The sequence below is a fragment of the Actinoplanes sp. DH11 genome (assembly GCF_020873875.1).
GTDB lineage: Bacteria > Actinomycetota > Actinomycetes > Mycobacteriales > Micromonosporaceae > Actinoplanes.
On sequence record NZ_JAHWGU010000201.1, the window covers coordinates 1 to 333 of the forward strand.

1 protein-coding gene is annotated in these 333 nt (G+C 69.1%); it reads left to right on the forward strand.

Annotated elements, in window-relative coordinates; all coding sequences use genetic code 11:
- Positions 1–84: 84 nt before the first annotated feature.
- Positions 85–333: hypothetical protein (locus tag LPA41_RS41430; protein WP_229076993.1), on the forward strand; the 249-nt coding region annotated here is incomplete at its 3' end.

Below are 333 nucleotides of genomic sequence, written 5' to 3' on the forward strand. Positions count from 1 at the left end.
GCCGCCGGTACCGAGCCGTTGCTGCCTTTCGTCTTCAGTGGTGTGCGTCTTCTCGCTACGCAGGCCCGCACAGTACGTGTCCGGATGACCGGCGGCGGCGGCGGAGTGTCGTTGTTGTTGGCTGATGGTGCGGGCCGTCCCGTGGCGGTGGTGGAGTCGTTGGTGTTGCGGCCGGCGGTGGTGGATGCGGCGGCTCGGCGGGTGCCGCTGTACGAGGTTCAGTTGCTGCCGGCGGCGGCCGTTGAGCCGATCGGCGACGTCGATCTGGTCGAGGTCGGTGGCGACCCCGATGTGCATGTGGCCACGAGTGTGGTCTTGGCCCGGCTGCAGGAG